Source organism: Endozoicomonas acroporae (assembly GCF_002864045.1).
Taxonomy (GTDB): domain Bacteria; phylum Pseudomonadota; class Gammaproteobacteria; order Pseudomonadales; family Endozoicomonadaceae; genus Endozoicomonas; species Endozoicomonas acroporae.
Genome location: NZ_PJPV01000135.1, coordinates 31,811 through 56,035, shown reverse-complemented (window position 1 = coordinate 56,035; position 24,225 = coordinate 31,811). Strand labels below are relative to the sequence as shown.

22 protein-coding genes are annotated in these 24,225 nt (G+C 51.7%); 19 read left to right on the top strand and 3 right to left on the bottom strand.

All coding sequences use genetic code 11. From position 1 onward, the window contains the following. Positions 1-64 precede the first annotated feature (64 nt). From CX664_RS18795 to CX664_RS18775, 5 genes are all read left to right on the top strand, one after another. The gene (locus CX664_RS18795; RefSeq protein ID WP_101748214.1) at positions 65-3,304 is read left to right on the top strand and encodes a PEP/pyruvate-binding domain-containing protein; all 3,240 of its coding nucleotides are present in this window, start codon (positions 65-67) and stop codon (positions 3,302-3,304) included. Positions 3,305-3,880: 576 nt separating this feature from the next. Next, complete coding sequence (locus tag CX664_RS18790; protein WP_101748213.1) at positions 3,881-5,545, top strand: NAD(P)-binding protein; 1,665 nt, start codon at positions 3,881-3,883, stop codon at positions 5,543-5,545. Beyond that, positions 5,545-9,168: a pyruvate:ferredoxin (flavodoxin) oxidoreductase gene (nifJ, locus tag CX664_RS18785; protein ID WP_101748212.1), complete on the top strand. Its 3,624-nt coding sequence runs from the start codon at positions 5,545-5,547 to the stop codon at positions 9,166-9,168. The genes CX664_RS18790 and nifJ overlap by 1 nt, the downstream gene beginning before the upstream one ends. A 111-nt stretch (positions 9,169-9,279) precedes the next feature. Further along, positions 9,280-10,278: a dihydroorotate dehydrogenase-like protein gene (locus tag CX664_RS18780; protein ID WP_101748211.1), complete on the top strand. Its 999-nt coding sequence runs from the start codon at positions 9,280-9,282 to the stop codon at positions 10,276-10,278. Between the two features lie 271 nt (positions 10,279-10,549). Beyond that, on the top strand, positions 10,550-11,383 hold the full coding sequence (locus CX664_RS18775) for a hypothetical protein (protein ID WP_146000146.1): 834 nt from the start codon (positions 10,550-10,552) through the stop codon (positions 11,381-11,383). Positions 11,384-11,396: 13 nt separating this feature from the next. On the opposite strand, the gene CX664_RS18770 is transcribed toward CX664_RS18775, so the two are convergent. Next, a complete protein-coding gene (locus CX664_RS18770) occupies positions 11,397-11,693 on the bottom strand; it encodes an HPr family phosphocarrier protein (RefSeq protein WP_101748216.1) in 297 nt (98 codons plus the stop codon). 143 nt (positions 11,694-11,836) lie between these two features. Between CX664_RS18770 and CX664_RS18765 the strand changes: the two genes are divergently transcribed. From CX664_RS18765 to CX664_RS18730, 8 genes are all read left to right on the top strand, one after another. Next, complete coding sequence (locus tag CX664_RS18765; protein WP_101748209.1) at positions 11,837-12,364, top strand: DUF1186 domain-containing protein; 528 nt, start codon at positions 11,837-11,839, stop codon at positions 12,362-12,364. 74 nt (positions 12,365-12,438) lie between these two features. After that, entirely contained in the window at positions 12,439-12,642 is a 204-nt protein-coding gene (locus tag CX664_RS18760; protein ID WP_146000145.1) for an RNA-binding protein, read from the top strand. A gap of 35 nt (positions 12,643-12,677) precedes the next feature. Then, complete coding sequence (locus tag CX664_RS18755) at positions 12,678-13,313, top strand: IS607 family transposase (RefSeq protein ID WP_101748207.1); 636 nt, start codon at positions 12,678-12,680, stop codon at positions 13,311-13,313. Then, entirely contained in the window at positions 13,310-14,104 is a 795-nt protein-coding gene (locus CX664_RS18750; RefSeq protein ID WP_101748206.1) for a hypothetical protein, read from the top strand. The genes CX664_RS18755 and CX664_RS18750 overlap by 4 nt, the downstream gene beginning before the upstream one ends. Before the next feature lie 235 nt (positions 14,105-14,339). Continuing rightward, positions 14,340-15,191 (top strand): IS200/IS605 family accessory protein TnpB-related protein, encoded by an 852-nt coding sequence (locus tag CX664_RS18745; protein WP_101748205.1) that lies wholly within the window; start codon positions 14,340-14,342, stop codon positions 15,189-15,191. A gap of 228 nt (positions 15,192-15,419) precedes the next feature. Then, positions 15,420-16,115, top strand: a complete 696-nt coding sequence (locus tag CX664_RS18740; protein ID WP_101748204.1) for a site-specific integrase — start codon at positions 15,420-15,422, stop codon at positions 16,113-16,115. A 21-nt stretch (positions 16,116-16,136) separates the two neighbouring features. Beyond that, positions 16,137-16,331 (top strand): DUF4349 domain-containing protein, encoded by a 195-nt coding sequence (locus tag CX664_RS18735; RefSeq protein WP_101748203.1) that lies wholly within the window; start codon positions 16,137-16,139, stop codon positions 16,329-16,331. Beyond that, positions 16,328-16,588 (top strand): type II toxin-antitoxin system RelE family toxin, encoded by a 261-nt coding sequence (locus CX664_RS18730; protein ID WP_101748202.1) that lies wholly within the window; start codon positions 16,328-16,330, stop codon positions 16,586-16,588. Before CX664_RS18735 ends, CX664_RS18730 begins: the two co-directional genes overlap by 4 nt. Before the next feature lie 469 nt (positions 16,589-17,057). Here the strand turns inward: CX664_RS18730 and CX664_RS18725 are convergent, their stop codons facing one another. Beyond that, entirely contained in the window at positions 17,058-17,468 is a 411-nt protein-coding gene (locus CX664_RS18725) for a thiol-disulfide oxidoreductase DCC family protein (protein ID WP_146000143.1), read from the bottom strand. Between the two features lie 228 nt (positions 17,469-17,696). Here CX664_RS18725 and CX664_RS18720 point away from each other — a divergent pair, with 228 nt between their 5' ends. Genes CX664_RS18720 through CX664_RS18695 form a run of 6 tightly spaced genes read left to right on the top strand, consistent with a single transcriptional unit; the run spans position 17,697 to position 22,357 of the window. Then, a complete protein-coding gene (locus CX664_RS18720; RefSeq protein WP_101748200.1) occupies positions 17,697-18,380 on the top strand; it encodes an energy transducer TonB in 684 nt (227 codons plus the stop codon). A 35-nt stretch (positions 18,381-18,415) separates the two neighbouring features. After that, positions 18,416-19,171 carry a MotA/TolQ/ExbB proton channel family protein gene (locus tag CX664_RS18715; RefSeq protein WP_146000142.1) on the top strand — a complete coding sequence of 252 codons (756 nt, stop codon included), beginning with the start codon at positions 18,416-18,418 and terminating at the stop codon, positions 19,169-19,171. Beyond that, the gene (locus CX664_RS18710; RefSeq protein WP_101748198.1) at positions 19,168-19,608 is read left to right on the top strand and encodes an ExbD/TolR family protein; all 441 of its coding nucleotides are present in this window, start codon (positions 19,168-19,170) and stop codon (positions 19,606-19,608) included. Before CX664_RS18715 ends, CX664_RS18710 begins: the two co-directional genes overlap by 4 nt. After that, positions 19,605-20,519, top strand: a complete 915-nt coding sequence (locus CX664_RS18705) for a heme/hemin ABC transporter substrate-binding protein (protein WP_101748197.1) — start codon at positions 19,605-19,607, stop codon at positions 20,517-20,519. Before CX664_RS18710 ends, CX664_RS18705 begins: the two co-directional genes overlap by 4 nt. After that, on the top strand, positions 20,509-21,555 hold the full coding sequence (locus tag CX664_RS18700; RefSeq protein ID WP_101748196.1) for a FecCD family ABC transporter permease: 1,047 nt from the start codon (positions 20,509-20,511) through the stop codon (positions 21,553-21,555). Before CX664_RS18705 ends, CX664_RS18700 begins: the two co-directional genes overlap by 11 nt. A gap of 1 nt (position 21,556) precedes the next feature. Beyond that, a complete protein-coding gene (locus CX664_RS18695; protein WP_101748195.1) occupies positions 21,557-22,357 on the top strand; it encodes a heme ABC transporter ATP-binding protein in 801 nt (266 codons plus the stop codon). A 55-nt stretch (positions 22,358-22,412) separates the two neighbouring features. Here CX664_RS18695 and CX664_RS18690 read toward each other — a convergent pair whose 3' ends face one another. Beyond that, on the bottom strand, positions 22,413-24,035 hold the full coding sequence (locus CX664_RS18690) for an AAA family ATPase (protein ID WP_101748194.1): 1,623 nt from the start codon (positions 24,033-24,035) through the stop codon (positions 22,413-22,415). Positions 24,036-24,225 lie beyond the last annotated feature (190 nt).

Below are 24,225 nucleotides of genomic sequence, written 5' to 3'. Positions count from 1 at the left end.
TTACAGTAATATGCCTTTACTGGGTGCTGAATAGTTACGTCTGGGGATTGCACAGACACAGGCTTTGGAAAATCTGCCTCTCAGTGTTGCCAGTGTGGCCCGGGTAATACCGGATATTCAGTCACTCTGTTCCGGCAGTACCACCAGCTTGCATGAGCTGAAAACGCGGGTTAATGCCACCACTGATCAACAACTCCGCAAGCAACAACTGGCGGCATTATCGGCGTTTATTGCCGGGGAAACCTTTTATCAGCTGGTTAAGGATCACCCGACGGCCAGGGCCATGCAGCAACTGTTTGAAGAGCTGTGCCAGGAGCAGCCGGACCGGAAAATCATCGTACGCAGCTCCGGTGCCAGAGAAGATGGCTACGGTGACGCCCAGGCCGGCAAGTACGAATCACTGGTGCACGGAGAGGATGATATTGTTCGCACCTGCCTGAAGGTGCTGGCTTCCGGTTATCGCCCGGAAGTTTGCGCCTCGACCATGCCCGCCCCGATGGCCCTGGTCATGCAACACTGTGTGGACTGTCGGTTTGGCGGTGTGGCAATGAGCTATACCGGCTTTAAAGATAACAGAGTACAAATTGAGTTTGTGCCCGGACAACCCAAAGGGGCGGTTGCCGGTCAATTTGGTATTACCCCGCACCGATACACCATATCCCGTGGCCATAACATCACCCCAGTTTACACGGCAGGCAATGTTACCAGTACGTTTGTACTTGACCCGCAGGGCAACAACACTGCTGCAGAAAGACTGGCACCCATTGCTGACGGGCAGTCGCAAACACTGCCAGAGTCGTCAGTTAGGCAGCTTTATCGCTATATCGAACAGCTGGAAAACCTGCTCGGTTGCCCGGTGGATGTTGAGTTTGCCATTAACCACCAGGGCGAAGTGGTCATCCTTCAGGTTCGCCCAATGACACGCCTTTGCGGGGGCAGGCAATTTTCCGCCGCCAGGCCTGCGGAGTTTATCTGTTCTGGCAGGCTGGTGAGTGAAGGGTTGTGCCAGGGGCCGTTGATCCGGTTACAGCCCGGTGAGTCCAGCCGTCACATCCCCCAGGGGGCCATTATTATGGCACCACACTGTGAACTGTGGATGCTGGCACCGGAGGTTCTGGCTAAGGCAGGCGGCTTTGTTTTCCAGCAGGGAGGCAGTGGCGACCATGTGGCCATTACCCTGCTCCAGGCCGGTAAACCCTGTGTTGTTACCGGTACTGACGAGGCAGCGGGTGAAGGTCTTGAGGGACAGCAAGTGACCCTGGTTTGTGGCCAGTTTGACCAACAGTCCGGTGCTTTTTTACTGGCCGGCAGCCAGGTTGATCAGTTTGCAGAGAGTATGTTGCCGACAGTCAGCGGTGATTTCAGTACCGCTATCGCCTATACCGACCAATGGCAGCCAGCAGAGCACAGTCCAATGAGGGTTGATGAGCAATTCCGGGAGTTGAACCGGTTAAATGGCCTGTTACTCCACTATTTCAGCCGTGATCGTCTATTGAACCAGTGTCTGTCATCGGATAATAATCTGCTGTTAAGCATGTCGCCCCAGCGGGCAGAGGTATTGCTGAAGCTGGAAGAAGAGATTGCCCATCTACTGGCAGATACTGACGCGTTGTTGCTCGGTTATGAACAGTACTTACTCACCGGCGCAAAAGGGGAAGAAACCACTGAAAAAATTACTACTGCCCTGGCCAGCCTGGAGGTATTGAAAGGTCGGGTTAACCAAATACAGAAACGTGTGGCAACACAGCTGGTAGCAGTAACTGCGGGGCTGACTACCGCGCAGGAACTGCTGCCTGACCCGGTCTGTTTCCGTCAGTGGCGAATGGACTGCGTGGCATTACGGGATTCGTTGCTGCAGCTGAGTTTGCCACGGCAAGCGGATGAAGTGGATTCCATTCACGATATCGTCTTTCTGATTCACCAATGGTTTGTGGATATGCTCGGTGATATTGCCGTAGCTTCCGGGCAGGGAGAAACAATTAAAAAATCCAAAAAGGTGACCATGGTTAATTTCCCGTCACCGCACAGCGCAGACATGCTTGGAGATAAATGTGCTACTGCTCTTGAGGAATACGGTGTGCACAATACTGTATTGAATATGGACGGTGTGTGCATTATCAATACGAAAATCAAATATCATAAAGGAGTCATTGAGGTTATTGAAAATGGACCCGGTGGCAAAGGCAGAACCCTAAAGATCAGGATGGTTGATGACTTCAGGTCGGCAAGTGACTTGGAATCCGGCGCTTGGCTGGAGGGGAAACTCAAGCGTTTCTTTGAGCTGGCGTTATTGATGAATGCAGTGGCAAAATCCCACCCCGGGCAAAGCTGCGATATCGCAATTAACGAATCAATTGGAGAGATCGTCTGTGAAATTAGCAGGGTGCCATCAATAAACCAGCTGCAGGATCAATTACTCACAGCAATAAAACTGTTAAATAAAAGTACAAATGAAGATATGTGCTTTTCCCGACCAGTGTCTGGCATGCCATTAATTAACAACTTTACCGAGCTAAAGTCGCATATAGGCAATCTGGATAGAGAGGATGATCAGTGGATTTTAAGGTCCAGACTTTTTGATATCGGGTCCGACCGTTTATTCAAGGAAATATCAGATCTACTATGCTCTCTTTTTGGTGCAGGAAAAAAAAGTAACATCATCAGGTTTGCCAGCCGGATGTCTGAGAAGAAACATGAATCGCCTGAACTTTCAGATGACGATTTCACCTATAACCAGGAATGCATACAGACTTTTCTTATTGTACGTCCGCAAGTGATAATTTCCCAGATCAAAGCAAAGACAGACTGGCTGAGTAATAAACAGCTGATGCTACCACTGGTCAAATTAAATGGACGGTTGCTTGAATATCTGTCCTGTGAATTAAAGCAGGACAGAGAGATTGTCTTGAATGCAGCTGCCCACGCCCCGGAGGCATTACTGCACGCCGATGAGAAGTTCTGGGATGATCCGGAAGTGCTAAGAGCGGCAGCTAACGCCTGCAAAGATGACTTTATCATAGCGGTTCAGCAAATGAGCCGAAAAAAACTCGTCAAAAACGCTATGTTACAACTACTAGCTTATCCAATCACTCCTCCTCTTGGGTATTTTGAGTGGGAGCCCTACGGTGATGACAAGTCAATAATGCATGGATTGGTAAAAAATGGTGAACCTGAACTGATGTCTAAAGCCCTCTCTGAAGCCCTGAGAGATGACACAGATTTTTTTAACAAGGCGAAAGATATTAATAAGACGGTTATTCGTTACGCTTCTGAGCGGATACGTAATGATTATGGGATGGTGTAGCTTCAGTAGTAATCCGAATAACATCCTTGCCCGATCACACTGGAAAATTCTCCGGAACATCCTGTTCCGGGGAGTCCAGCAGTTCAACATCAGCCGGTAACTTTGATAGCTGCTAACACAATAGAGTGCGGTCCCGGGAGCCTGTCCGAAAATGGCCACCATAGTAAGGATTACGAGAAACTGAGGTTGAAATTTCTGACTCTCAGAAGAGTAGCAGGGCTATTTGAAGCAGGAGAATTTTGACCAACTTATCGAAACTGGACGCATGAAGGAGCCTCTTGAAATTGATGTAATCAGCACTTCCCATGACCTTGATCATTGCTGTTCAGAAATGCTCTGGTATGGTGACGGCACCATTGCCACCCTCTAACCATGGGCAGCACAATCTGGCCCATCGCCTGTGTTGAAGCTTCTCACCATAGCTCAGGTTTTGACTCGTCACTTCGCCTTGTCTCACAGGCCACAATGACTTGCCCGCGCTCATTGTTAGCAGGCGGCAATGGTAAGTAGTTAACCAAATGAAATCATATTTTCCATTTGGTTAACTACTTATGAGTGTTCAATAGAGGAGTCGTTATGAATACCCTGGATATGACCAAGCCCCCGGAAAAATCGTCGGTACAGGGTACTGGTCCGGTGGTGACCCGCAAGCCGGTTTATCAGAATTCTTTGCCCCCGTGTAATCACACCTGCCCGGCGGGGAATGATATCCAGGGTGCTTTGGCACTGGCTCAGGAAGGGCGCTTTGAACAAGCCTGGCGCACATTCATGAACAACAACCCGCTGCCGGCAACCCATGGTCGAATCTGTTATCACCCCTGTGAAGATGGCTGCAGTCGTGTGCAAGTGGACGACGGTGTAAGTATTCATGCCATCGAGCGCTTCCTGGGGGATATGGCCATTGAGCAGAACTGGCCTATGCCGACGCCCAAAAGCGAGACCGGGAAAAAGGTTCTGGTCGTTGGTGCCGGTCCTTCCGGTCTGAGTGCCGCTTATCATTTGCGCCTGCTGGGGCATACCGTTGAAATACGTGAAGCTGCACCGATTGCCGGTGGCATGATGCAGTTTGGTATTCCCGCGTACCGTTTGCCACGGGACGTGCTTGCCGCCGAGATTGCCCGTATTGAATCCATGGGGATCTCGATCACCCTGAATCATCGGGTAGAAGACCTGTTGGCAGAAAAACAGGAAGGTGAGTTTGATGCGGTTTACCTGGCCATTGGTGCACACATTGGCAAGCAGGTTGATATTCCTGCCCGTGATGCTGGCAAAGTGCTGGATGCGGTCAGCTTCCTGCGGGAAACCGGCGTGGGCGAACAGCCGGTGCTGGGTCGTCGGGTAGCAGTATACGGCGGTGGTAATACGGCGATGGATGCCGCACGCACGGTAAAAAGAATGGGTGTGGATGAGGCCATGATCATCTATCGCCGGGACCGTGATCACATGCCCGCCCACCGTTTTGAAGCGGATGAAGCCGAGGCAGAAGGCGTCAATATCCACTGGTTGCGAACCATCCAGAATATTGAAGGCAGTGAATTTAACGTTGAGATTATGGAGATCGGTGATGATGGTCGTCCACATCCAACCGGCCGCTTTGAAACGCTGGCGGTGGATTCCCTGATTCTGGCCCTGGGTCAGGATGTGGAAAGAGACATGCTGGACAGAGTACCCGGTCTGGAATTTGATCGCTGGGGCTCACTGACCGTTGATGACCAAATGATGACCGGCTGTGCAGGTATTTTTGCCGGTGGCGATATGGTGCCGTCTGATCGTACTGCCACCATTGCGGTGGGGCACGGCAAGAAAGCGGCCCGCTTTATGGATAGCTGGCTGACCGGTAAAAAAGTGGATGAGATCACCGTAAAACACCTGGTGGACTTTGACGGATTGCATCTCTGGTACCGTACCCGGGCCGATCGTCAGCATGAGCATGCGCTCAGTGTGGCCCAGCGTAATGACTTCAGTGAAGTGGTTCATGGTCTCAGTGAGGCCCAGGTTCGTTTCGAGGCCAGTCGCTGTTTCTCCTGCGGTAACTGTTTTGAGTGTGATGGCTGCTTCGGAGCCTGCCCGGAAGGTGCCATTACCAAGCTGGGTAAAGGTGAGGGCTACCAGGTTAACCATGAACTCTGTACCGGCTGCCTGGCCTGCTACCGTCAGTGTCCATGCCATGCTATCGAGATGCAGGCTGTGCAACAAAACGTCTCACTGCCCGTCATGGCGGCTCAAATGGAGGTACGGTAATGTCTCAGCCGAAAGAACAGCCGGTTCAAGTCACCATTGATGGTAATGAGGCAGCTGCTTACGTTGCGTATCGGACCAACGAAGTCTGTGCCATCTATCCTATTACTCCGTCGTCCAATATGGCGGAGCTGGCAGAACAGTGGTCGGCCGAAGGCATCAAAAATATCTGGGGCGGCAGACCCCATGTAGCCCAGATGCAGAGTGAGGCCGGTGCTGCCGGTGCGGTTCATGGATCACTGCAGACCGGGGCGCTGACCACCACCTTCACCGCCTCCCAGGGGCTGATGCTGATGCTGCCCAATATGTATAAGATCGCTGGGGAACTGACGCCGACGGTGTTCTACATTGCAGCACGCTCACTGGCGACCCAGGGGTTGTCTATCTTTGGCGACCATCAGGATGTGATGGCGGCAAGAAGTACCGGCTTTGCCATGCTGGCCGCCAGTTCGGTTCAGGAGGCCCATGACCTGGCTCTGATTGCCCAGGCGACGACACTGGAATCCCGGGTGCCTTTTATGCACTTCTTTGATGGTTTCCGTACCTCCCACGAGATTAACAAGATCGCCCTGCTGCCTGATGCGGTGATCCGGGCGATGATTGACGATCAATTGGTACACGATCACCGTCGTCGGGCTCTGAATCCGGAACATCCGGTCATTCGCGGCACGGCACAGAACCCGGATGTTTACTTCCAGGCCCGGGAAAGTGCCAATCCTTTCTATGAAAAAACACCGGATATTGTTGCCGCCTGCATGGCGCGTTTTGCCGACCTGACCGGCCGCCATTACCAGCCTTTCAGCTGGTTTGGACCAGAGCATGCCAAACGTCTGATCATTGTTATGGGCTCTGGTGCCGAAACGGTCAAGATGACCCTGGCCGCTATGAATCGGGAACTGCCGGAAGACGACCAGGTGGCGATGATTCAGGTTCGGCTCTATCGACCATTCTCAGCGGAGCGATTCCTCCATCTTCTGCCGGAATCGGTCACCGACATTGCCGTACTGGACCGCACCAAAGAGCCCGGGGCCAGCGGTGAACCGCTCTATCAGGACGTGATTACGGTACTGTCCGAAGGCTATATAAGTGACCGGCTGAAGAAAATGCCGCGAGTCATCGGTGGTCGTTATGGTCTTTCCAGCAAGGAGTTCACCCCTGCCATGGTGAAGGCGGTGTATGACGAGCTGGTGAAGGAAAAGCCGAAGAATCACTTTACCGTTGGTATTTACGACGATGTGATGGGCACCAGCCTGGACTACGACGCGTCGTTTATTATCGAAGATCGTGACAGTGTCCGGGCGATGTTCTTCGGTCTTGGGGCCGATGGTACCGTCGGTGCCAATAAGAACTCCGTGAAGATTATCGGCAGTGATCCGCAGCTGAATGCCCAGGCTTACTTCGTTTACGATTCTAAAAAATCGGGTTCACAAACCATTTCTCACCTGCGATTTGGCCGACAGCCCATTGAAGCCCCTTATCTGATTCAGTCTGCCAGTTTTGTTGCCTGTCATCAGTTCAACTTTCTGGAGAAAACCGATGTGCTTGCCAATATCGAAGAGGGCGGTGTTTTCCTGCTGAACAGTCCCTATCGGCCGGATGATGTCTGGGACCATCTGCCACGGCGTGTGCAGGAACAGTTGATTCAGAAGAAGCTGAAGTTCCATGTGATCGACGGCGCTGCCGTGGCCAAATCTGCCGGTATGGGTAACCGAACCAATACCATTATGCAGACCTGCTTCTTTGCCCTGTCCGGTGTTCTGCCCAGGGATGAGGCCATTGCCCGTATCAAGCAGGCGATTGACAAGACCTACCGACGCAAAGGTACGGATGTTGTTGAGCGAAACTTCCGGGCGGTGGATCAGACTCTGGAACATCTCTACGCCGTAAACATCCCTTCAGATATCGCGCATGCCGATTTACCCGGTGAAACGTCTGTAGAGAAGCCGGTAGTTTCTCAGCAGGCACCTGACTTTGTTAAAGAAGTCACCAGCCGTATGATTAGTGGACAGGGTGACCTGATCCCGGTCAGTCAGATACCCGTGGATGGTACCTGGCCAAGCGGCACAACCCGCTGGGAAAAACGCAATATTGCCCTGCAGATTCCGGTCTGGGATGAAGAGGCCTGTATCCAGTGCGGCAACTGCAGTATGGTCTGCCCCCATGCGGCTATCCGTGCGAAGTTCTACCATCAGGCCAGCCTGGTGAATGCACCGGAGGAGTTTAAGTCAGCAGCCATCAGCGCTCGTGGGTTCCCGGAAACCCGCTACACACTGCAGTGCTACCCGGAGGATTGCACCGGTTGTGGTCTCTGTGTGGCAGCGTGCCCGGTTCGTAATCCCAAAAAGAGTGGTGATCGCGCCATCAATATGATGGACAAGGAGCCGGTACTGGCGCAGGAAAAACAGAATCTGTCGTTTTTTGAGCAGCTGCCTGTAAATGATCGCCGTCAGGTGGATTTCTCCACTGTGCGAGGAGTCCAGTTCCTTGAACCTTTATTTGAGTTCTCCGGTGCCTGTGGTGGTTGCGGTGAAACGCCCTACCTGAAACTGCTGACCCAGCTGTTTGGTGATCGTCTGCTGGTGGCCAATGCCACCGGTTGCTCTTCCATTTATGGTGGTAACCTGCCAACCACACCATGGTCAAAAAATGCTGAAGGGCGTGGACCTGCCTGGGCCAACTCGCTTTTTGAAGACAATGCCGAGTTTGGCTTTGGTTTCCGTCTGTCCAGTGACCATCAGGCGGAGCAGGCGATGCTGGAGCTGGCATCTTTCCGGGAACTGCTGGGGGCTGAGCTTGTGGATGCGATCATCCATGCACCTCAGTTGAATGATACTGATGTACAAAATCAGCGAGAGCGACTGCAGCAGGTGCAGGAAAAACTTGCACAGGTAGAAACACCAGCAGCACAAAGCCTCAAGGTTGTGCTGGACCGTTTGTTGAAACGTGTCGTCTGGATTGTTGGCGGTGACGGCTGGGCTTACGACATTGGCTCTGGTGGCCTTGATCATGTGCTGGCCAGTGGCCGTAACGTCAATGTGCTGGTAATGGACACCGAAGTCTATTCCAATACCGGTGGTCAGGCGTCAAAATCCACGCCGATGGGTGCGGTGGCAAAATTTGCGGTGGCAGGTAAGCGGTCCGCCAAAAAAGATGTTGCGCTGCAGGCCATTGATTATGGCAATGTTTATGTGGCCCGGATTGCCATGGGAGCCAGCCCGCAGCAGACACTGCAGGCCATTCGTGAGGCTGAAGCCTGGCCCGGGCCTTCACTGGTGATCGCCTATTCGCACTGTATTGCCCATGGCATTAACATGACCCACGGTATGGAGCAGCAGCGATTGGCCGTGCGTTCCGGCCATTGGCCTCTGTTCCGGTACAACCCTGGTCGTACAGAGCAGCATGAGAACCCGTTTGAACTGGACTCGCTCAGACCCAGTGTTCCTCTGACGGAGTATATCCGCGGTGAGGTTCGCTATCGGGCCCTGAATATTGCCTGCCCGGATGAAGCGGAGGCGATTCTTGACGAGGCCCAGAAAGTGATCAACCGGAAGTGGGGCGTCTATGAGGAAATGGCAACACACAATGCCATGGACTTTGTCCCTGAGAAGGCGTCGGCTGTTCATTAATAAAGTGACCACAGAGACACAGAGTTAATCCATCGTTCCCCCGGGAACGAGGCTCAGGGTGCAGAAATAGCACTTGGCATTCTGAGTCTCTGTGGTGATTGAGGAGTAAAGATGATGGATTTGACCACCAACTATATGGGGTTAAGCCTTAAAAATCCGTTAATAGCGGCCGCCAGTCCATTGACGTCTACATTGAAAAGTATCCAGCGTCTGGAAAAGGCCGGTATCGCAGCTGTGGTTCTGCCTTCCCTGTTTGAAGAACAGATTCGCCGGGAGCAGGAAGAGGAAGAGCGGATTGCCCTGTCCAGAGATGACCTGTTTCCGGAGGCCACCTCTTTTCTGCCTGCAGGCCTGACCCTGGAACGTGGTTCGCAGGCATATCTGGACACCATCCATAAAGTTAAGGCAGCGGTGGGTATCCCGGTGATTGCCAGCCTGAATGGTTGTTCGGAGGGTGGCTGGATGGATTATGCCCGACAGATTGAGCAGGCTGGAGCGGATGGCATCGAGCTGCATATTTATTACAATCCACCTTCGTTGGAAATCACCGGACGTCAGGTTGAGGACGTCTATCTGGACGTCGTAAGCAGTGTAAAAAACAGTATCACCATTCCGGTTGCCCTGAAAATTGACCCATTCTTCAGTGCCTTCGGCAATATGGCCAGGCAGTTTGATGAGATTGGCGTTGATGCACTGGTGATGTTCAACCGGATGCTGCAGCCGGACTTTAATCTCAATAATATGCAGGTTGAAACCAACTGGCCAATCAGCAAAGCCGGTGAGATCGGTATTCCACTGCGCTGGATCAGTGTGCTGCACGGCAAGGTCAATGCCTCTCTGGCGGCCACATCAGGAGCCTACGACCATGAAGACATTATCAAGTATTTGCTCGGTGGGGCGGATACGGTGATGCTGGCTTCTGCACTGATCCGCAATGGGGCGGACTATGTGTCTGTGCTGTTAAAAGGCCTGGAAGTGTGGCTGAAACAGCGGGATTTTGTCGGGTTGAATGACATGCGCGGGCTGATGAGCCAGCGCTCTGTAGCCAACCCGGAAGCTTTTGAACGGGCCAACTACATCCGTACCGTGGACGGAGCGAGGAAGCACTGACCTGTTGCCTCCTAGACCACGAAGACAAAAGGGTGGCTCTATTGATTTGCCTGGCATTGCTCAGGCAAGCTCAGAAAAAACCTTGAGCCTTTGTGGTTCCTTTCTTTAGTAAGCCTTTTGTTTATCTGTTGTTTAAAAAATTAAAATAGCCAGATAATCCACAGGCTAAATGCTGGATATAACATATACTGATCAGACCTCAATGCTCAATAGGTTGTAGTTTATGATCTGGAAGACTCTGTTTCCCATATTCATAATGAGCTGTGTACTGTTGGATGTTAATTGTTTGGCTGCTGCGCCAATCGATGAAAATAAATCAGATGATTGCTTTTTAAAAAACAAGATCTTTAACGTTGTCGTTGGGGAAGAGTACAGTGCACCCATTCGATTCGGTACATTGGAAGCTAACAGCATTAAGAGAGACTCTGTGCATTTCGGAATGAAGGGCAACGATTTGCACTACGCCTTCACTCTTACCCTTAATCTGACAGATCCTGAACACTCAAAAAGGCTGTACTATGAGGTAAAAAACCTGATTCCCGCAGTCAGGAAAACGCTGCCTGAACCCAGGTTCACCAGAAATAGTGTTGATATCATTGGGGCCTGTGATCGAGAGCATTTTGTGATTGTAATGCCCCAGGCAGGCAATGAATTTTCTTTTCTCAGGAAAGCGCAGGAAATGAGTATGCCTCATGGTTCAGGGCTTATGGTGGAAGGGCATCTTGTTTCACCGCATGTTCCCGACGATTCTTCTGGATCTCCGGATAAAAAATTAAGAGTAAGCTTCAGTTCTTTTGCTGACAGGCTTATGGAAAAAAAGCTGAGTCACCTGGAAGAGCAGCCTGAGGTTCCTGCGGTTATTGTTGAGCTTGAGGAGGGTGAGTTGGCTCAGGAATTATTGGATATGAAAAGTGATGAATATTATCACTCCGCAAAAATGTATGAAGAGACCTATGCAAAAGTCACCAGGAAAGATCAACAAGGGTTAAAGGGTATTGACAGGCAAATTGACGATTTGGAAAAGGCGCATATTGCCCTTTACAAGCAGATCGAAGATATACTGAGAGATTTTCAAAACCAGTTAGAGCAGATCAGGTTAAGATGATCAACCAGGCACTTCATGGCATGAGATAGTGACAATCGCTGGTCTTTCCTTCACCAATCAGGCTTTCGATAATGACTTTCAGTTGTTCCATTGCCGCTGCTTCATCGCTCCCTTCAATGGTCAAAGTGATCATGTCGTTTTTGGTGATACCGGCAGACATGAGCTTCATCAGGCTTTTTGCATCGGCCTTGTGTCCCTTGTTATCAACGGTGACCGTACTGGCAAACCCTTGGCACGCTTTGACAAATACAGCGCCAGGGCGAGTGTGCAGGCCGTTTTCATTAGTGACTTTGATTTGCGCAGTTTGCATGGTTTTCGGCAAAAATATCAGCTTGAGTGAGTTTGACCCAATGCAGCTATCGAAAGGGGATTGACTGCTTAATGCTCCCACAAAATAGTTTCCATGTTAATGATCCCTGTCATTTTTGATGAACATGCTGGTGGTAAAACTGAGTGTTGTGTGGCAAGTCAAAAACCATCTGCCAGGAGGCTGACCGAGAACTGTTAGCGGCTATCATCAATGACTTTGATCAGGGTGATGGTGACTGGGATTCCGGAGCCGCTTATGACTCACTGCTTTTTTCGATCGGAGAAAACGGGCTGGAAAGGATAACAGCCTCTATTATGGTCAACGATATCGCCCAGCTGAAAGGCATTATTCTGGACAGAAACCATGGGCTTGAGCTTCGCGTTCTGGCCCTGGAAACCATGAAGAGTTTTTATTTTGAAGGAGACATAAGCCGCAGTGAACTGACCGACTTCTATTCTTCCCAGCTCAGGGCGTTTAAATCAGAACATCTGGAAGGCGATTTTCAGCCCCTCTGGTTGGCCCTGTTCGATGAATGCGTGACGATTCATCCGCAAGCACTGATGGAAGACATCCGGGAAGCCTGCGAAAACGGTTTTCTTGGCGAAGACTATAATGGCCGGTCCCTCGTCAAAGCCAGCGATTACTGTATCGAATCCACTGAGCAATGGTGACAGACCAACCGGGAGCAACTGCTGACCAAGTTTGGTTATATCACCACGCGGATAGAGATCTGGAAAGCTTGGGCATGAACCAGCATATCGAGTTTGAGGATTGGCTGGGTGGACTGGATTTCATGGATTTCAGCACTTCCCAGATAGCCGAAAAAGCGAAGCAACGTGCAGACCTGAATGAACAGATTGGCAATACATACCGGGAGATATTCCACGAAAGCACCCACACGCCCTTTATCCGGGAGGGCTTGTTGCAGTTAACAAAAACCTATCTATAGTTACTCGAACCTATTCAAAATGAGTAAGTTCTGTTGTGAATGATCGATACTCCATCTCCCGGGCCGCTGACCATTTAGGGGTATCCCCTTCTACTCTGCGTCGCTGGGAGGCTTGTGGAAAACTCGTGCCTGAGCGCACTGCCGGTGGTCAACGACGTTACAGCGCCAGTCAGTTAATGGCGCAACAGACTTCACAGGTACAGCGCAAAACGGTAGCGTACAGCCGGGTTTCCAGTCATGACCAGAAAAAAGACCTGGAGCGGCAGCAGGAAGTGCTTTCGTTATATTGCGCCTCTAAAGGCTGGCAGTACGAGATCATCAGTGATCTTGGCAGTGGCATGAACTACCGCAAAAAAGGCTTGCGACAACTGCTCAACCTGATTGTGTCCGGCCAAGTGGAACGCCTGATCATCACCCACAAAGACCGCTTGTTACGATTCGGCGCGGAACTGGTTTTCGCTTTGTGCGAAGCCCGGAACTGCGAAGTGGTTATCATCAACCAGGGTGATCAGCCTTCCTTTGAGGGGGCCGGCCAACCGGAAGAGCTGGCGAAGGATGTTCTGGAGATTATCACTGTGTTTTCTGCTCGCCTCTACGGCAGCCGCAGTCGCAAAAACCAGCAGCTGATGGAGAAATTGACCAAAGTTGTAGAGGATACCGGGCAGCCATGAGCGAAAAAACAGCCATGAGCGAAAAAGACTCGTTTCTGGCTGACAGCCTGTCACTGACCTTCCAGACCCGTCTGAACATCTCCGCTGCCCAGAATGACGCCCTGTTCGCTATCGCTGGACTGATGTCGTCCATCGAACGTGGGTTATATGTCCAATGGTGTAAGGGACAATCACTGGCTTCCCCGAAAAACAAGACCATTGCCCGCTACCGGATTCCTGCCCGGTACTTTAATGCAGCGAAAGCAAGCCTTGAGGGAAAGATTCGCTCAGTCATATCCAACCTGGCAAACAGTGAAGACAGTTACCAGCGTCGCATCAAGTCAAAGCATCGGCACATAGAGAAACAGGCAAAGGCACTGAACAAAGAAGAAAATCCTCAAAAACGCGCTCAATTGCGCTTTGGTCTGCACCAGTCTAAACGACGTCTGTCAACCTTAAAGGCATGCCTGCTTCGTATACGGCAGAGGTTGGAAAACAATGACCCGGCTATCTGCTTTGGCTCCAAAGTCCTGTTTAAAAAACAGTTCCACCTGGAGAAAAACGGCTATTTTGGCCATAGCGAGTGGCAACAGGACTGGCAGGATGCCCGGCAATCACAGTTTTTTATCATTGGTAGTAAAGACGAGTCCCATGGCTGCCAGCTGTGTGCCCTGACTCAAGCCAAAGACGGCTCCCTGACTGCCCGATTGCGGATACCGGATGCCTTGACCCCCAGGGATGGGGGAAATCCCACCAAGCGCCGGGAGCGCGACTGGGGGGGGCCAGTGAACACGGCCAATACCTTGAGCTAACCAATATTCACTTTGCCTAGGAGGCTGTCCGAGAATAGCGCCCGTAGCGAGGACGACAGAAAATTGAGGATAAAAATTCGGTTTTGTGAGGTGAATAGCGGGGCTATTTGCCGAACAAAAGCGGATTTTTAGCCCAATTTGCTGTCGCCGCAGTAGGGCAGACTATTCTCGGACAGCCTCCTATGGCGGTGACACGATCAATGCAGCACTTCAAAACAACCGGCGACGGCAGACGTTGGGCTTAAAGGCAGGTCGGGATCAGTTTGGTGACCTTTATAAACACTATGGCCAGGCACTGTCCTTTCGGTTTGCCCGCGATAAGAAGGGCTGGCGGTTGCTGGTGACAACTGCAGCGATACGGGGTCGCCCGTGTACCTGCCCGGAAGCCGGTGCCATGGGGCTGGATATCAACGCCGACCACCTGGCCCTGGCGTTGATTGACCGCCATGGTAACCCGCTGAACAAGTGGACCATTCCCTGTCACACCTTTGGCAAAACCTCAGAACAACGTCAGGCAGTGATTGGTGATGCCTGCAAACAAGTGATTGAACTGGCAAAACAGGCCGGAGTACCGCTGGTGATGGAACACCTGTCGTTCCGGAAAAAGAAAGACGAGCTGGAAAAGAGTCATTCAGCTCGCTATGCCCGGATGCTGTCCGGACTGGCATACGACCAGATTCATAAGACACTGGTCAGTCGTGCGTACCGTGAAGGCGTGGAATTGGCCAGGGTCAACCCGGCTTACACGTCGGTAATAGGTCGAACAAAATTCAGTGGCCAGTATGGCCTGTCGGTGCACCATGGCGCAGCCGTGGCGATAGACCGACGTTATTTCCAGTTTTCTGAGCGATTGCCCCGTGGTGCCTCAGCCTGGCTATGGGATGACAGGGCGGGCCATGTCGCCTTGCGGTTACCAGAGGATAACGGCAAGCACGTATGGACCCGTTGGGCGATTCTGCGTGGGAAACTGGCAACGGCTCTTGCAGAGCGACCAAAGCGATCGAAGCATCCACCGGCCTTGTCGGCGACGGCAGGGCTGCGTGAGGGAGAGAGCGGTGTTGTTTTCGACACGGCGCTCCCGTTTTAACTTTGGTCTGTCGGTGAGATTCCGACACGTGAATCGTCAGTAGCACTGCTCGGCTGGCGTCTTGCGAAAAATACTCAGGTTTAGATAACTTTGAGTAGGTTTGAGTAAGTTTTTAGGAGCGGCGACTATGATCCGACACGGATTACTGAAAAGCGTTTCTATATCCAGCATAATCCGGTAACTGCCACCAAGAAAAATACCAAAGCTTCCAAACCCGGTAACCGGGTATTGAGCCATGAAGAGGTCCGGCTACTCTGGCGCAACATTGGCGATACCCATCGCGTCGGCTTTGTCCTGGCCTGTGCGATACGCTTTATGCTGGCCACCGCAGGGCAAAGACCCAAACAGTTACTTCGGGCAACCTGGGAGGACTACGACTTTCAGCGAAACTGCGTTACCCTGATAGACCGAAAGGGACGGCAGGGAACGGAAAAGATACATGTGGTACCGCTAACCGGCAGGGCAATGGCGATCCTGCGAGCCGTAAGAGCAATCTCCGGTTCGTACCCATGGCCGTTTTGCTCGGGTGTGAAAGGCCGTAGCGGAGCCAGTAAGGGCGAACTGATGCCGCTTACCCTGGAGTCGCTGAAGAACGGTTTTATCCGCTATAACAAGGCACTGGCTGAACAGGCCACCAGCAAGGACAAACCAGCACCAGAGCCTTTCACGGCCAGGGACATTCGCCGTACGGTTAAAAACCTGATGATTGATGTCGGGGTTAACCGGGAACAGAGAAACCTGCTTCAGTCCCACGCACAGAGCGGTGTAGACGTAAAACATTACGACCGGCATGAGCATCTGCCGGAGAAGCGGGAAAGCCTCCGCCGATACGATGCCTTGCTGGATAAAATCCTGAAAGGGGAAGAGACCACCCTGGTGGATATGGATACCTACCGCCAGCAAAAAGAACTCAGCTTTTCATAATCAACTGAAGGGAACACTGCCATGAAACCAGACAGCAGCCCCCAATACATCACCGACGATCAGGGCAACCGGGTTTCTGTCGTCTTACCGGTGGACGACTACCAGGAACTACTGGACGATCTTGAAGACCTTGCCGCCGTCGCCGAGCGCCGGGATGAAGAATCCATTTCCCACGATGATGTGCTTAAGCACCTGAAGGCCAGCGGCAAGCTATGAGCCGTTATACGTTGCGCTGGAAGCGTTCCGCCCTGAAGGAGCTGGAGAAGCTGCGCGGGGCCACGGTGGGCAAGCTGGTGGCACTGGCGGAGTCGCTGGTGAATGAGCCGTTTCCCGATGGCTGCCGCAAGCTGTCCGGCACGGAACATACCTGGCAAGTCAGAACAGGCAACTATCGTCTGGTGTACCAGATAGACAACGCACAGTTAATGATCGAAGTGATCAAAGTCGGTCACCATAAGGCAGTTTACCGCTGATTTTTTCTTTGGCCAGTATAGGGTTGTACCCGAAAGGACAGGTTTCCCGGCTGTTTGGACTGGTTGATTAAAACGGGAGCTAAGGTGATGTTTGCGAATGAAATCGTTTGATTACCAATAATTGTTTAAAATTTCACATTATACTGTGTTTTTAGACAGTAAAAAATCAGATATCAACCCTAATGTTACTGATTTTTATAAGAGCGTTTACCAGCAGTATAAGTGTTCTGGTTGCATGATGTGCAGTTATATAATCCGGTGTATAATGCAATCCACTTATGAACTGGTGGTTCGAATTGACATTGATTTGTCGTATAGTCTGCTCTCAGGTGTCGAAAAAAGCTGTCTGTAACCACTAATAACCATTAATGGTTGTACTAAAGTCCATTTTTTAACTTATTGATACACATATAACTCATTGAAAGCAAAGAGGGTATCCTTACCCCTCTGTTAATATGAAATATCCGGGCTAGGGTTTATTACACTCATTTTTACCCAGTATCGGCCCCAGGCGGCGGGATAAGCCATGACGGTTCTTCGCAAACAGTTCGTAGCCAAAATCAGCAATACAGGCAACACCCGGCCAGCGTAAAGGGGCAACCAGACACCCCATGCCTACAGCTTCCCAGGCCGCCAGGGTTGCATCCACCCCCTTGACTACACGGCCATCAGCCAGCTTCGCGTGAATAACCCGATCCAGTTCTGCCAGGTCAAATTCCGGGTATTTTTCCTGAAAACCATCCTGTCTGATATCAACCAGCTTCAGTAAACCTTTGCGGTTCTTTTTGGCCAGATGATCAACTTCACGCATGCACAGCGGGCATTCTCCATCGTAGAAAAGCGTAACAGGCAGGGATATTTCTTTTCTTTTTAGCACCATAACCGTGATCACCGAAGGTAAATAAGTTTTCGAGAATGTAAGCAACCTTAAATAAACGTTTTTTGCCAATTTTACGGCCCGGGCAGTGCTCCAGATCAAACCATTGGCGGATATTACTTATTAGCACAAACAATGCGAATTATTATCATTCATGTTATTGAACACCTTTTATGCTTCGAGTAACCTACGCTGCTGTTAGGTCATTCAACACTATTATCGCTCCTGGTCATGCCTAAAAAAGCTTTCTTCACATTGCTGATATCCGTTGCGGCCCATGTGGCGGTGGTGGTTGCGCTGGACCACCAGGAATCTGAGCCCAGAACCATTTATATGGGTTCTATCCAGGCACCGGTTTCCGTGAGCTTTGCCACACTCAGCCAGCCGGAACCACCGGTCAAAGAGCCGGTTGTTCAGGAAGAACCTGAGTCTGAACCAAAGGTAGTCCAGAAACCGATAGAGAACGCCAGGCCCGTTCTTGAAAAGAAAGCACCCAAGCCAGAGCCGGTAAAGAAAAAACCGGAAAAAATCACCGAAAAGCCCAAACCCGTTGAGAAGACCAGGCCTGATGCGACTGAGCCGGTGATGGAAAAAACCGTGACTGAGAAAAGCCAGTCCCCCGGACTGAGCAACGAGCCCGTGATGGTGACCGAGCCGGAAATCCGTGACTGGGTTCAACCCCGCTACCCGAAACTGGCACAACGGAGAAATCAGCAGGGCGTGGTGATGCTCGATGTAATTGTTGATGAACGGGGTCGACCGATCACCATCGATGTTCTTGAGTCATCCGGCTACCCCGTGCTGGACAGGGCAGCCATTGATGCCGTTAAGCGCTGGTCATTCAAACCAGAGCAACGTAATAGCCAATTTGTGAAATCCCGGGTGCATATCCCCGTCGCATTTGAAATCAGTTGATTCAGCAAACCATTTACTACTTAGCAGGTAACGCCATGTTGACAGAACACCTTGCATCACTGGGGATCATGGCCTGGCCATTACTGATCACCTCTTGCCTTGGACTGGCCATGATTCTTGAGCGGCTGGTGACCTATGCCCTGCTGCCCTCCATGAACCGCAAGGGGATGACCGCACTGTTTAATGAAGTGCGTCAATGCTGTGGCAGCGATAAGCACACACAAAGCAAGGACAATCTTTGCCAGCATCTCTGCCAGGGCAAAGGCATTCGTCAGGGGGTTGCGGTACTTCTAAGCCACAGCACCTGGGAAAAGTCAATGCGTGAAGAAGTGGCTGGCCTGTGGCTGCTGAAGCAGAAGCGTAGCCTGAATGCCTGGCTGAAGCCATTGATGCTGATTGGTGTGCTGGCCCCTATGCTGGGTCTGCTGGGCACCGTACTGGGTATGATCGATATGTTCCGTGATATTGCCGCCGTTGCTGGCCCGGTTACTCCGGATATTCTGGCTGCGGGTCTGTGGCAGGCGATGTTCACCACCGCATTCGGTTTGATCATCGCGATTCCAGCCCTGGCTGCGGCTCACGGTTTTGGTGTCTGGGCTAACCATTATCTCTCGAAACTGGAGTTTGCCCTGAATCACACTAACCTGCTGCTGGAGGGTCTGACGATGGACGACGATGGTTTAGCCACTGCACCTTCAGCACCCGCCGCTAAGGGTTTAACGGTAAAGGGTAGTGCCAGTTCAGATACTGGCCAGCCAGAAGTCATCCGTGCCGGAGCGGTAGCGGCATGATTCGCATCAACGATATTGATGAAACCAGCGCATCACTCTCCATGGCGGATCTGACGCCGCTGCTGGATGTGGTGTTTATCGTCATGGTGTTTCTACTGTTCACCGCCAATGTACAGACGCTGAGCCTGCCGGTGGAACTGCCTCAGGCAACCCAGCAGGAGGCGTCGGTCACCACAGCCCCAAAAACGCTGACCGTCAGTATTCTGGAACAGGGCGAGCCCTGGGCTATTGGTGAACAGAAGTTTGAGCAGTGGGAAGTATTCGCTACCACTTTGCTGAAGCAGGTTAAAGAAGCTCCCGGTACCATTGTACTAATTGCCGGTGATAAAGATGCCCCCCTGGGCAATCTGGTCAAGCTGATGATGTTTTTCAGCCAGCACAAGATTGACGCTGCGCAGGTGCTGATGGAACAGGAAGATGGTAAAGGCGAACCATGAAGAAAACGTTTAAACCACTGTTGGCCACCCTGGTGGCGGTTTCTGCTGCCATGATTGGCAACGCTGCACTGGCGCACGGATCACACGACAATCAACGTATTGTCTCTGCTGGCAACGGGGTGACCGAGATTATCTATGCCCTGGGAGCCGGTGATCAGGTGATTGCTGTTGACCAGACCAGTACCTGGCCCCCGGAAGTCAACCAGTTGCCCAGGCTCGGCTATCATAAACAGCTGTCTGCTGAGGGGATTCTGGCGCTTGGGCCTACCCTGCTGATTGGTACTGAAGACATGGGCCCAACGGCAACCCTGACCCAGCTGAAAAGCGCCGGTGTTGCGGTGGAAGCCCTGCCCCTGGAACATACCGCTGACAGCATTGAACATCAGATCAAATCACTGGCCGGTATTCTTGGTAAAGAGGAACAGGGCGAAGCGCTGTGGGACGACATCGAAGACTCCCTGGATGAGGCGCAAGCCATGGCCGCTGCTTATCAGCAACAGCATGAAAAGAACGTACCGGTCCTGTTTGTCCTGACCATGGGCGGGCGCTCCCCAACCATCGCCGGTACCGGCACTGCGGCTAATGCAATCATTGGTCTGGCAGGGGGATACAACCCGGCGGCAGAGCAGTTTAAAGGGTACAAGGCACTGTCCAATGAAGCCATGCTGCTGCTGGCACCGGAGGTCATCATTTTTCCGGGCTCAACCAGTAACCCGGATATGACACCGGCAAAACTGCTGGAACAGATGCCTATCCTGAAGCAGACGCCTGCTGGCCAAAACGGCCGGGTGGTTGCCATTGATGGCAATATGCTGCTGGGCGGCCTCGGCCCAAGAACGGGGGCTGTTGCACTGTCCCTGGCGAAATCTTTTTACTTAGACCAAGGTAATCCATCCTCCAATGAGTCGTAACCATCAGGGGGCACTGCTGTTAACCGCACTGGCAATCCTGCTGCCAGTCGTGGTGATTGTGTCCATTGGCGTGGGCGCTGTGCCCATTCCCGCAGGTGATATTCTGACCATACTGTTTGACCGGCTGGGTTTGTCCGACAGCACCATCAGCAACCAGTCTGCGCTGATTATTGAGTCCATTCGTTTACCCAGAACACTGCTGGGGCTGATTGTCGGTGGCTCGCTGGCGGTGGCCGGTGCCTCCATGCAGGGCCTGTTCCGAAACCCACTGGCGGACCCCAGTATTGTCGGTGTCTCCAGCGGTGCGGCCCTGGGTGCGGGTATTGCTATTGTCCTGGGTGGTCTGCTGTTTGTCGGCGCTCCATCCCTGGTGCAAAGCTACAGCGTTTCCATTCTGGCTTTTGTTGGCGGGGTACTGTCCACCTGGCTGGTGTATAAAGTTGGTACCACCAGCAACGGCACGTCGGTGGCCACTATGCTGCTGGCTGGCGTGGCGATCAATGCCCTGGCTGGTGCCGGGATGGGGATGTTGAACTACGTCGCGGACGATACCATGCTGCGCAACCTGACCTTCTGGCAGATGGGCAGCCTGGGGGGCGCTACCTGGGACCTGGTGATTATCTGTGCCACGCTATTAATCCCGGTGGTCCTGATTCTTGGCCGTTATGGCCTGGTGCTTAACGCGTTGCTGCTGGGTGAGTCGGAAGCCCGCCACCTGGGCATTGATGTCCAGAAGGTCAAGCTGACCCTGATTTTCCTGACGGCCCTGGCCGTCGGGGTTTCCGTTTCCGTCAGTGGTTTTATCGGTTTTGTGGGACTTGTGGTGCCTCATCTGATTCGCCTGGCGGTTGGCCCGGACCATCGTATTCTGTTGCCAGCCTCGGCCATGCTGGGCGGTATTCTGTTACTGGTAGCGGATATGCTGTCCCGCACCATTGTCGCCCCGGCAGAACTTCCCATCGGTATTGTCACTGCCCTGATGGGTGCCCCTTTCTTCCTGTCACTGTTGTGGCAGCAACGTAAAAGGATTGTCTGATATGGCCTCTGGTAAGGAAGGCGCAGCGGTAAACACGCTGGAAGTTCAGGGCGTATCGGTGCAGATCGGAGACAGGCACCTGCTTCAGGACATTAATCTGACCCTGAAGCCCCGGGAAGTGGTATCGGTGCTTGGCCCCAACGGTGCCGGTAAAAGCACCTTGATGAAAGTGATCAGTGGCGAGAGAAAGCCTTCCAGCGGCGAAGTGCTGCTTAATGGTCGCAGTGACTGGCCATTGAACCATCAGGCATTGATGCTCGGTGTGTTGCCGCAGTCATCCTCGTTGAGCTTTCCCTTTACGGCGGAAGAAGTCGTCCTGCTGGGCCGCATTCCCTGTGCCAGTCACCATGATGAAAACCTGATGATTACCCGGGAAGCGCTTAACAAAGTTGATGGCTTACATTTGCAGGATCGTCATTACACCACCCTCTCCGGTGGTGAACGCCAGCGTGTGCACATGGCGCGGGTATTGGCTCAGATCTGGGATGAAAGCCCTTATGGTCAGCGCTACCTGTTGCTTGATGAGCCTACATCGGCACTGGACCCGGCCCATCAACAGCTGACCCTGAAAATGGCCAGACAGGAAGCAGACCAGGGCATCGGCGTGATGGTTATCATGCACGACCTGAATCTGGCAGCGCGATACTCTGACCGGATTGTGATTCTCAGGAATGGCAGGATAGCTGCAGAAGGCACACCCCATCAGGTTCTGACCCCGGAAACGATTGGACAAGTGTTCGATATTGAGGTCAGTGTGTCTGAGCACCCGGCCTATCACTGCCCGCTGGTTGTGAACCATTAATTTGTCGTTTAAGCGATGGCCTGACGATGCAGCGTCAGGCTTCAAACAACAAGCGTTACCCTCCTGCCAGCACCGGCTCTCCGTTCCATTGTTCGACCTTATTCCCGGAAGAAATACGGCTCTTTGTCGCAAGGCCATGGGCAAACGTCTCAAATACCTGGGATATATATTTTTCCAGGGAGCGCAGTCCCGGGTCTTGATCCGTTTCAATAAAGTCATGAATCATGTCATGACCGCTCTGTGGTAAGGTGAAATCGGCAAAAAGCTTACCCGCCGACTGATAACGCCTTTCCTTATTGGGAATCATGGTTTCAAAGGCAATTCTCTGTTTCGCCCTGGTATCGAAACCGTCAAATACGACTTTATCCAGTCTGGAGGCAATGGCCTCAAGCTCAGGGTCGTGGGTGCTTAATTCATGAATATCACGGTTACCGGCAAGAATGATAGTCTCAGGCAAGCGTACTTCTGTTTTCAAATAGGGACTGTAGTAAGAACGATTGGACGGATCGAGCAGCTTCAACATAAACGACAGTACATCTTTGCTTTTCTCGTTTCCGGAGATGAAGAGCCGATCAAACTCATCAATCAGCAGAACCTGATTATGGTGATTAATATCCTGGCTTGAATCGGTACGGGCAACAATCGCATCCAGAATTCTGCCGGCCCTGGCATTGGCACTTTCAAACGGGGTTCCGACAATATCATCAATGGAGGCACCATCGAGATTGACAATGGCAAGGTTAGTCCCCATCCCTTCCGCCAGCTGTTTGGCGGCATAGGTCTTGCCGGTACCGGGTGCGCCCAGGAAATAAATCGGGTAATGGCTGTCATGGATTGAGGAATCGGTCTGCTGGTAAATCAACTCAGAATGGACAAACCGTTTTAACCGTTCGCCTACGTGGGTTGGGTAGTCCTGCAGGGCTTCCTCAATTTTCTCTTCATCGTACACCAGTGCTTTGGAGTAAAACGGAAGCCTTAATGCTTTATCCAGAATTTTCTGTAACCGGTTGAGTGCTTCGCCGCCAGGGCTTCGCCAGAAACTGTAAAACAGCTCATCCTCGATGTAATGTTGTGTACGTTTGTCCAGTAATGCTTTCTTGGCACCGTAGGCCAGAATCAAATTCTCCTCGGCCAGCTTTGGCGCAAATATTCCGTAATAAACATTCATGGTAAAGGGAATAGATGTCGCCACTATTAATGAGCCGACCATCGTAAAAGACACGATAGCTAACAGGTTAGTAAAATCCGAGCTGGTCCTCACAAATTGGTAAATGGCTCCTTTGTACGAAAGTGCTGTTCCACCAATAGCAAAAGCAGGCACATAAAACGCCAGATAGGGTAGCGACTCATAGAGAGAATACTCCTTCAGTACCCAGTTGTATTGCCGTTTTGTTTCAGCCCAGCCTGCCCTTACCTGAGCTTCAATGGGTTGCCCCCCATATCCGGGGGCATTAAGACGATCAAAGAAACGGTTGTTTGCCATATATTGCCTGACATAGCTGATATGTAATTTATCCGGTGTTACCGCAGTCTCGTCTGCCAGGGCAATGGGACACAAAATAAAGGACACTAAAAAGGAAATACAAAACTGCCTGAACTGCTTCATCAATTTAACCTTATTAACTTTGTTCGATTTACGCTTATAGACAACATTTTCCTGAACAAGGTTCACAGGCATGGATTAATCCAATGATTGCGGTAATTCCGGTGACCATTCACATCACGGAAATGGCCTGTATGGCCGTCACGTAACCACAACAATCCCACAGTGGTAAACCGAAGTTTTTCACCTGAAATCTGTTGATCTGTATCAATTGCACACCACCTTACAAATCAAAATAATAATAATTCTCATTTTGTAAGTTAGA

Coding starts and splice junctions, on each gene's coding strand:
- CX664_RS18710 (WP_101748198.1), top strand. CDS start 19,168: ATGATTCGCATCAACGATATTGATGAAACCAGCGCATCACTCTCCATG.
- CX664_RS18705 (WP_101748197.1), top strand. CDS start 19,605: ATGAAGAAAACGTTTAAACCACTGTTGGCCACCCTGGTGGCGGTTTCT.
- CX664_RS18770 (WP_101748216.1), bottom strand. CDS start 11,693: ATGCAAACTGCGCAAATCAAAGTCACTAATGAAAACGGCCTGCACACT.
- CX664_RS18690 (WP_101748194.1), bottom strand. CDS start 24,035: ATGCCTGTGAACCTTGTTCAGGAAAATGTTGTCTATAAGCGTAAATCG.
- CX664_RS18760 (WP_146000145.1), top strand. CDS start 12,439: ATGAACCAGCATATCGAGTTTGAGGATTGGCTGGGTGGACTGGATTTC.
- CX664_RS18715 (WP_146000142.1), top strand. CDS start 18,416: ATGTTGACAGAACACCTTGCATCACTGGGGATCATGGCCTGGCCATTA.
- nifJ (WP_101748212.1), top strand. CDS start 5,545: ATGTCTCAGCCGAAAGAACAGCCGGTTCAAGTCACCATTGATGGTAAT.
- CX664_RS18730 (WP_101748202.1), top strand. CDS start 16,328: ATGAGCCGTTATACGTTGCGCTGGAAGCGTTCCGCCCTGAAGGAGCTG.
- CX664_RS18750 (WP_101748206.1), top strand. CDS start 13,310: ATGAGCGAAAAAACAGCCATGAGCGAAAAAGACTCGTTTCTGGCTGAC.
- CX664_RS18735 (WP_101748203.1), top strand. CDS start 16,137: ATGAAACCAGACAGCAGCCCCCAATACATCACCGACGATCAGGGCAAC.
- CX664_RS18700 (WP_101748196.1), top strand. CDS start 20,509: ATGAGTCGTAACCATCAGGGGGCACTGCTGTTAACCGCACTGGCAATC.
- CX664_RS18695 (WP_101748195.1), top strand. CDS start 21,557: ATGGCCTCTGGTAAGGAAGGCGCAGCGGTAAACACGCTGGAAGTTCAG.
- CX664_RS18725 (WP_146000143.1), bottom strand. CDS start 17,468: ATGGTGCTAAAAAGAAAAGAAATATCCCTGCCTGTTACGCTTTTCTAC.
- CX664_RS18790 (WP_101748213.1), top strand. CDS start 3,881: ATGAATACCCTGGATATGACCAAGCCCCCGGAAAAATCGTCGGTACAG.
- CX664_RS18780 (WP_101748211.1), top strand. CDS start 9,280: ATGATGGATTTGACCACCAACTATATGGGGTTAAGCCTTAAAAATCCG.
- CX664_RS18720 (WP_101748200.1), top strand. CDS start 17,697: ATGCCTAAAAAAGCTTTCTTCACATTGCTGATATCCGTTGCGGCCCAT.